Origin of the sequence: Sphingobacterium sp. UBA7253, from assembly GCF_002472745.1 — a bacterium.
Classification (GTDB): domain Bacteria; phylum Bacteroidota; class Bacteroidia; order Sphingobacteriales; family Sphingobacteriaceae; genus Sphingobacterium; species Sphingobacterium siyangense.
Map to the genome: position 1 here is coordinate 1 of NZ_DKSP01000103.1, position 8,410 is coordinate 8,410.

The following is an 8,410-nucleotide window of genomic DNA, read 5'->3' on the forward strand; positions in this document are numbered from 1 at the left end:
TTTAACGGTAAAAAAAAATCCCTCGCTGACTTTGAAGGTAAAGTTTTACTCATCGTCAATACTGCCAGCCAATGTCTCTTTACCAGACAATTTAAATCGCTCGAAAAACTCTACCAAAAATATAAAGACCAAGGCTTCGAAATTCTGGCATTTCCAGCAAATAACTTTCGTAACCAGGAACCGTTAACCGGCGGTACGCTAGAGACATTCTGCCGGATCAATCAACAGGTGAGTTTCCCTGTTTTTAAGCGTAGCCATGTTATCGGCGAATATACAACACCTCTATACAGTTTTCTGTCGAGCAAAGATCAAAATGGACATATTAACAGTAAACCTTCCTGGAATTTCCACAAATATCTGGTAAACAAAAAAGGAGAGGTCATTGATTTCTATTATCCGACTACTTCGCCATTGTCAAGTAAAATTTGCCGCAATATCGAGCGTCTTTTACAAGAGTAAACTATAAACTGCTTACATTTGCGACAGCTTCCCCACAGCGCAGGCCAAGTCGCATATCGACTTAGGATCAATAACTACGCGGGATTAGTAAAGGCTTTCTGCCAAAACTATCCATCGGTCAATTGGAATGATTTATCATAAAAAGGGAAGCCAATTTAAAGAGAGAAATATTATATGTTAAAATTAGATTTGCTTATCATTGCTGTACATCCAGATGACGCCGAGCTAGGCGCCGGAGGTGTGATGGCAAAATATGTTGCTGAAGGAAAAAAGGTAGGAATTGTTGATTTAACCCAAGGTGAGCTCGGCACACGCGGCACAGCGGAGACCAGAGCACAGGAAGCTAAAGATGCTGCCGAAATATTAGGGCTGGCCGTTAGAGAAAATCTTGGCCTAAGAGATGGTTTCTTTGAAAATGCTGAAAAAGAAAAAATGGCTGTAATAAGGGCCATCCGCAAATACCAACCGGAAATTATCATTACAAATGCCATTACGGATCGTCACCCAGACCACGGAAGAGCCGGACAGATGATCAACGAAGCCTGCTTTCTTGCCGGCTTGAGAAAGGTAGAAACTTTTGATCAGGACAATATTTCTCAGGAGGCCTACCGCCCCCGATTGGTGCTGCAATTTGTACAGGACTATTATATCAAACCTGATGTTGTCATTGATATAACGGATTATTATCACATTAAAGAAAAATCTGTATTAGCTTACAAAACTCAATTTTATACCGGAGAAAATGTAAACCCGGATGAACCACAGACTTATATTTCTAATCCGGATTTCATGGAATCAACTGCTGCTAGAGCGCGAGAATTTGGACGGTACATCCAAGCGAAATATGCGGAAGGGTTTACTTCAAAGAAGATACTTGGCGTTGATGATTTATTTCATCTGAAGTAGAACTTATCTGGTACTATAGTAAAATAAAAGGCGGGATTATTCATGTTTTAACTAGAATCGTCCCGCATAATTCCTGAAACAAAATTTACAAACCGATTTTATGGAAACAATACCAGCGGCATGCTGATTTTACTGGTGTTTATCCCAACAAAACTATCGTCTAGACAATTATCGGGAACACAACCCTCAGAAGAAACTAGACCATTGTTTTTAGCTTCAAAATAAGTCTTCGGCCTTTTCTTTTTATCAGCCGATCTTCTTTGCTTTCTAATAAACTTGACCCGGCGTGGACGTTTCTTAACCTTTTAGGAAATAAATCCTTTTACATACTGTTTTGTGATTTCATTCTGCGGATTCAATAAAACTTGTTCCGTTGGTCCAAACTCAAGAATTTCTCCACCATAGACAAACAAAATATAGTCAGAAACGCGTCGCGCCTGTCGCAATATATGCGTCACCAATACAATGGTATAATCTTTCTTCAATTCAATTAATAATTCCTCAATTTTAGCAGTAGAAAGGGGATCTAATGCAGAGGTCGATTCATCCCCAAGGATAATCTCGGGCTCTACAGCCAAACCTCTTGCAAGACAAAGCCTTTGTTGCTGACCAATGGACAATCCGCTGGCCGAATGTCCAAGTCGATCCTTAACTTCGTCCCATAGAGCCACATTTCGCAATTGCGTCTCTACAATTCTATCCAATTCCTTTTTGCTTCGTGTACCATGTATACGGGGGCCATAAGCCACATTATCATAGATCGACATTGGTAACGGGTAGGGCTTTTGGGATAAGAGGCCCATTTTCTTACGAATATGTGTTACCTCAGCATTTCTACCATAAATATCCTCACCATTAACGAGAACAGAACCCGTTATTTCAACACCCTTGGTATCATCTACCAATCTATTAAGCGTCTTTAAAAGCGTAGTCTTTCCACAACCCGAAGGACCAATAATAGAAGTTACACTATTGTTAGGCAGGGCAAGATTAATGTTTTTGAGTATATGTCGGCCGTCAATATGGACATTAAGATCCTTGATTTCAATGTGTGGATCGCTCAAGGGGTCTGTTATCGACGATTTTTTTGTTTCGATTGAAGGATATGAGTGCATACTACAATAATTAAAATAATGATTGTTAAAACTAAAGCTGAAGCATAAGCGCGACCCTGAACTTCAGGAATAGGACTACTTAACTGAAAAAATATGGCCAATGGCAACGTTGCTGCCGGTTCATCAATATATTTTGGAAGATTATCACTAAAACCAGTTGTCAATAAAACGCCTGCAACATCACCAATAGCACGTCCAAAAGCCAGTAAAATCGCAGTAAGAAGCCCTGTTCGGATGCTCTTTAGCATAACCTTAGCCAATTCCCAGCGTGTCGTCCCTAGCGAAAGAGTGACATTCTTTAGGTCTTCAGGAATGGTTTTGATCAATTCATCCACGGTACGAACCACAATTGGAATGGTCAGCAGTGTCACTGTAATGATACCTCCCAATAGTGATGCTCGAATACCTAAATAAACCATAATCCCAAAACCAACAGCCCCATACACGATAGAAGGTACGCCATACAATACATCAAACAACAGTTTAGAAAGTTGTGTCACTTTTGATTTTGTTCCCAAATAAACATTAAGGTACAACGAAATCGGAATTCCTATAATTGCAGACAAGGCTGTTGCCACACCTGCTAAATAAAGAGAACCCAAAATCGCATTCAAAATCCCACCTTCTTTTCCAATATAAAACCCACCTTTTGGTAACTGACTAACCATCTCCCAACTGAGATAAGGAAGCCCCTTATACAAGATAGTTCCTACGATAAAAAATAGGGAAGCAGTCACAGTTATCCCAGAGAGATGCATAAAACCTTTGGCTACCTTTTCACTCAATAGCCGTCTTTTCGTATTATCCATGCTGAGCTCCTTCCAGTCGTCTCAATATAAGACGAGATATTAAGTTAAAAACAAATATGATTACAAACAGCAGCAACGCGGAGAACATTAATGCAGATTCATAGAGTGGAATTGACATCATTTCCCCAAAATTATTGGCTATTAATGCTGGAATTGGATATCCCGCATCAAATACCGAAGTCGGTACTTTTGCAACATTGCCACAGACCATCAATACCGCAATTGTTTCACCAAAGGCCCTAGATGTTGACAAAACAATTGCAGCCACAATCCCAGGTCTAGCTTTCTTCAGAATAACATGTTTGATGGTGTCCCATTTTGTCGCACCCAAGGATAGCGAAGCCGCTTTTAACTCATAGGGTATCGTTTGAAGCACCTCTACCATAATAGAAATCATAATGGGAAAAATCATCACCGCTAATACAATTCCACCGGCAAGCACAGAATAACCCGATGTAACAACCCCAAAGACGGGAGCTATATACAACTGAATTAAAGGCACAATAAATAACACACCCCAAACACCATAAAGAACCGGTGGTATTGCCGCTAAAATATTGACCAACGGAAACATCATATTCTTTAAGGCATCCGAAGCATATTCAGTCAAATAAACAGCAGTCAGTATACAAAGCGGAATCGCAATAGCAAGAGAAATCAAGGTAACAGCAAGCGTACCTGCAATAAAAGGCAAAAAGCCAAACGACCCTTTCATTGGTGACCAAACCTTGTCGGTTAACAGTTGAAAGATATTACTATATTCAAATAACGGAATCGATTTTATGGTTAAACCAACTGCAATAATCACCACAACTGAAAGTGAAATCAGTAAGAGGAGCAAAGTGGATCGCTTGACCAGTGTATCTTTAACGAGACGAGTATTTAGCATGCTATAACTTATTAAGTTCTTCTTTTATCAGTGTTTCATTTAGTGGGACATAACCATTTTCAAGGAGTTGCGATTGCGCCTGTTTCTGGAGCACAAAAGAAATAAACTCCTTCAACAGAAGGGATTCGGTTTTATTACGCGTTACAAAGGTTAATTCTCTTGAAGGTGGAGCAGGATATTTCACCGTAGCAACGGCCTCAGTCAAATTAGATAGTGTACCATAAAACTGCTCATCATCTTCAACATGTCCATTTTTATTCAGATCCAAAGGAACAACAGCAATACGGTCAAAGACCTTGTTAGTTTTTAGATTATAAACGTAGTTAATGTTATTGAATCCAATCCCATTGATATCATCCTTAATAGCTTGGGCAATCCCGGGGTCACCAAAAATGCCAATACCTTGCAGATCTTCCTGCTTATGACCAAAAAATTTGGCCCATGTTTCAGCTGCTCCAGCGGCATCGGAACGCACATACACGTTGATAGGATCCGCTGTAAACTGAGAATCGATCTCTTTCCAGGTCTTAAACTTTCGATTCACAAAAATATTCAGCAATTCTTCGCGACTCAAACCACGCTTCAAAATAGCAGGATAATTAGGGTTCTCAGGATTAATTGTACAGATAACAGCATCTTTTGCAACAATAATCGGAACAGCTCCTTTTTTTATTTCTTGCTCATGCAGATCTCTCGACACCATCCCGATATCAACCATCCCTGTAAGAACATCTGCAATCCCTTTTCCAGCACCTCCAGCTGAAATATTGAAGCGAACATTCGGGTGTATTTTTTTAAAATCTTCACTCCAAACCACTGCCAAAGGATAAAGGGCAAATGCACCGGACAAAGAAATATTCCCTTCAAAACCATGTTCCTTGCTGTAACCATTTTTAACTTTCGGCGCACAGGAAGTCATTTTAAATACGATTACACAGCTTAAAATCAGAACTATAAAACACTTTCTCATCATTACACCTAAAAGTCTACAGGTTTTGTATATTAAATTTTATAGGGCAAATATATATTAACTTGGTAGATATTATAGAATATTAAAAAAATATTTTTACATTTGACCTCGAGAAAAGAATACTAAATCAATAGATTTTATTTGTTATATGCAAAGCTTCCGCACAGAATTAGAAAACCCAATCGTGGAAAAGGAAATTATCGAACTTGAAAAAAAGATTCGATTGTTCCATGAGGGCAAAATTGCCGACGAGAAATTTAGATCGTTGCGTTTGGCTAGGGGGGTATATGGACAAAGACAACCTGGAGTTCAAATGGTTCGTATAAAACTTCCATTTGGAAAGGTTACGTTTAAGCAATTGAACAAAATTGCAGCGATATCAGACGAATACGCAAGCCGCAACCTGCACCTGACCACACGTCAAGATATACAGATTCATTACGTTAGTCTTGACCGTACACCAGAACTTTGGTCCAAATTAGCTGAAGACGATATTACATTACGTGAAGCTTGTGGGAATACAGTCCGTAATGTCACCGCGTCTCCAAGTTCAGGAATCGATCCAAAGGAGCCTTTTGATGTTTCGCCATATGCTCAGGCAACTTTTGAATATTTTTTGCGCAATCCAGTATGTGCGGAAATGGGAAGAAAATTCAAAATGTCATTTTCTGCCAGTGATGAAGACACTGCATTTTCCTATATTCATGACCTTGGTTTTATTCCAAAACTAAAAGTTGTCAATGGTGTGGAAACGAGGGGTTTTAAAGTGCTATTGGGTGGGGGATTGGGATCTCAGCCTTTCTTAGCATCAGTAACAAGTGAGTTTCTACCAGAAGATGAACTGATCCCTTATATAGAAGCTACACTTCGTGTCTTTGATCGTTATGGTGAAAGAAATAACCGCAATAAAGCTCGATTCAAATACCTTATTCAGAAATTAGGGTTGGAAGAAGTGCTAAATTTAATTGAAGCCGAAAAAATTGCGACGAAGGTGAAAAGCTATCCGATCGACCGAACCAAAATCGAACAGCCATTACCACCAGATGACAGCCGGCTATCTACTATTGATCTAGATAGCGATTTAAACTATCAGGTCTGGAAGGGCACCAATACATTCGCGCAAAAACAAGATGGATATTATGGTGTTTATGTGCGGGTATCCACGGGGGATATTGGTACAGATAAATCTCGCGCGTTGGTTGCTGGTCTGAACAATTTGGTCGCTGACGATATCCGTATCACGCAAAACCAAAGCTTACTGCTAAAATACGCAACAGAAAAGTCACTGCCACATATCTATCAATTACTTAAATCTTTGGATCTAGCTCAGGTCGGTTTTGATAGTACAGCAGATGTAACAACTTGCCCTGGTACGGACACCTGCAATCTAGGTATCTCAAACAGTACCGAAATGGCTCGGGTTATTGAATCTTATATCGCTGAATTTCACCAAGATTTTGTCTTTAATCGTGATTTAAAAATCAAAATTTCTGGTTGTATGAATTCTTGCGGGCAACATGGTCTGGCACATATTGGCTTTCATGGTAGTTCCGTCAAAGCGGAGGGCAAAGTGGTTCCTGCAGCACAAGTTATGCTTGGCGGTGGAACAATTGGCAATGGTGAAGGGCGTGTTGCAGAGCGTATTATCAAAGTACCAACAAAAAGAGTTCTACATGTTGTCGAATGGGTGCTAAATGATTATAAAAAAAATGCGGAAGCAAATGAAAATTTCCATGCTTACTACGACAGACAAAGTAAGAATTACTTTTATAATCTTTTAAAACCGCTATCGGATCTGACCAATCTTGCTGAAGACGAATTTGTCGACTGGGGGCATGAAGGAACGTTCCAAACGGCAATCGGGGTTGGCGAGTGTGCGGGTGTCGTTATTGACTTGGTTGCTACGTTGATCTATGAGGCGGAAGAAAAGTTACAATGGGCAAATGAAACATTTCAAGAATCCAAATTCTCTGATGCAATTTATCATGCCTATAATGCCTTTGTACAAGCAGCAAAAGCCCTATTATTGGATAAGGGAGTTAGCGCAAGTACACAAAATATCGTAATCAACGAATTCCAAACGCATTTTGTGGAAACAGGTGAATATAATTTTGACCAAACGTTTCCGGAATTAGTCTTACAGATGAGTAAAAATGAACCAACGGAGCATTTTGCAATTAACTATCTTCAGGAAGCAACGAAGTTTATCAATGAAGTCTATCAACGCAAAAATTTAAAACCAGTATTGGTATAGGAGGGAATAGGTATGTCAATAAAAGCAAAAGTAACATTGGTAGGAGCAGGTCCGGGTGACCCGGATCTGATCAGCCTAAAGGGCATCAAAGCAATAGAAAAAGCAGATGTCATTTTATACGATGCCTTGGTGAATGAAGAATTACTGGATTACGCACAGGCTGAATGCATCAAGATATATGTTGGAAAACGAGCAGAACAACTCTCTACTTCACAGGATGAAATTAATCGCCTTTTGGTTGATTATGCCTTAAACTATGGCCATGTGGTCCGTCTAAAAGGTGGTGATCCATTTGTTTTTGGTCGTGGTGGAGAAGAAATTGATTACGTACAACAATACGGTATTGAAACTGCAGTTGTACCGGGTATTTCCTCCGCAATTGGGCTTACCGGACTACAACAACTTCCATTAACTTACCGGGGAATCAGTGAGAGCTTTTGGGTCATCACAGGCTCCAAATCGGATGGCTCACTATCAACAGATCTTTATCTGGCGGCAGAATCCAAGGCCACCGTCGTTGTCTTGATGGGCTATGGAAAATTGGCAGAGATCGTGGAAATTTACCGTCAAAGAAATCTTCACAATTTACCAATAGCCTTGATTCAAAATGGTTCATTGCCTAATGAAAAGGTTGTACTGGGTACTATCGATAATATTCTTGATGAATCAACTGAGAAAAGGGTCGGTGTACCAGCGATTATTGTAATCGGCGAGGTCGTTGCCAAGCATCGTTCATTCCAGAACATTAAAGAAAAAGCTTTAGCTTTATAGATATGAACCAGCTATTTCCAATATTCGTCAAACTAAATCAAATTGACACCTTACTTGTTGGAGGCGGGAAAGTTGCATTGGAAAAATTTCAGGCTTTAATTTCCAATGATCAGAAATTAAGACTCACCATTGTGACTAGGGAAATCATCCCAGAATTTGAGGAACTATTGCAAAATTACGCACAAATTCAGCTCTACATTCGCCCATTTACACCAGATGACCTTACCGACAAACAAC

At 39.8% G+C, this 8,410-nt stretch carries 9 protein-coding genes; 5 read left to right on the forward strand and 4 right to left on the reverse strand.

All coding sequences use genetic code 11. The annotated features are described in order from the left end of the window. Both B2X72_RS09925 and bshB1 read left to right on the forward strand, forming a co-directional pair. Positions 1–459: glutathione peroxidase (locus tag B2X72_RS09925; RefSeq protein WP_286849444.1), on the forward strand; the 459-nt coding region annotated here is incomplete at its 5' end. Between the two features lie 174 nt (positions 460–633). Next, positions 634–1,365, forward strand: a complete 732-nt coding sequence (gene bshB1, locus B2X72_RS09930; RefSeq protein ID WP_088161560.1) for a bacillithiol biosynthesis deacetylase BshB1 — start codon at positions 634–636, stop codon at positions 1,363–1,365. 305 nt (positions 1,366–1,670) lie between these two features. Here the strand turns inward: bshB1 and B2X72_RS09935 are convergent, their stop codons facing one another. Genes B2X72_RS09935 through B2X72_RS09950 form a run of 4 tightly spaced genes read right to left on the reverse strand, consistent with a single transcriptional unit; the run spans position 1,671 to position 5,097 of the window. Further along, positions 1,671–2,480, reverse strand: coding sequence for a phosphate ABC transporter ATP-binding protein (locus tag B2X72_RS09935; RefSeq protein WP_075992621.1), 810 nt, complete (start codon positions 2,478–2,480; stop codon positions 1,671–1,673). Next, positions 2,438–3,289, reverse strand: coding sequence for a PstA family ABC transporter permease (locus B2X72_RS09940; protein ID WP_075992620.1), 852 nt, complete (start codon positions 3,287–3,289; stop codon positions 2,438–2,440). The genes B2X72_RS09935 and B2X72_RS09940 overlap by 43 nt, the downstream gene beginning before the upstream one ends. Then, a complete protein-coding gene (gene pstC, locus B2X72_RS09945; protein WP_075992619.1) occupies positions 3,282–4,178 on the reverse strand; it encodes a phosphate ABC transporter permease subunit PstC in 897 nt (298 codons plus the stop codon). The genes B2X72_RS09940 and pstC overlap by 8 nt, the downstream gene beginning before the upstream one ends. A gap of 1 nt (position 4,179) precedes the next feature. Then, entirely contained in the window at positions 4,180–5,097 is a 918-nt protein-coding gene (locus tag B2X72_RS09950; RefSeq protein WP_244294556.1) for a PstS family phosphate ABC transporter substrate-binding protein, read from the reverse strand. Between the two features lie 199 nt (positions 5,098–5,296). Between B2X72_RS09950 and B2X72_RS09955 the strand changes: the two genes are divergently transcribed. The 3 genes from B2X72_RS09955 to B2X72_RS09965 all read left to right on the forward strand — a co-directional run. Next, positions 5,297–7,402 (forward strand): HEPN domain-containing protein, encoded by a 2,106-nt coding sequence (locus tag B2X72_RS09955; protein WP_088161558.1) that lies wholly within the window; start codon positions 5,297–5,299, stop codon positions 7,400–7,402. 12 nt (positions 7,403–7,414) lie between these two features. Further along, positions 7,415–8,173, forward strand: coding sequence for a uroporphyrinogen-III C-methyltransferase (cobA, locus tag B2X72_RS09960; protein WP_088161557.1), 759 nt, complete (start codon positions 7,415–7,417; stop codon positions 8,171–8,173). Between the two features lie 2 nt (positions 8,174–8,175). Then, a partial coding sequence (locus tag B2X72_RS09965) for an NAD(P)-dependent oxidoreductase (RefSeq protein ID WP_286849449.1) occupies positions 8,176–8,410 on the forward strand: 235 nt, incomplete at its 3' end.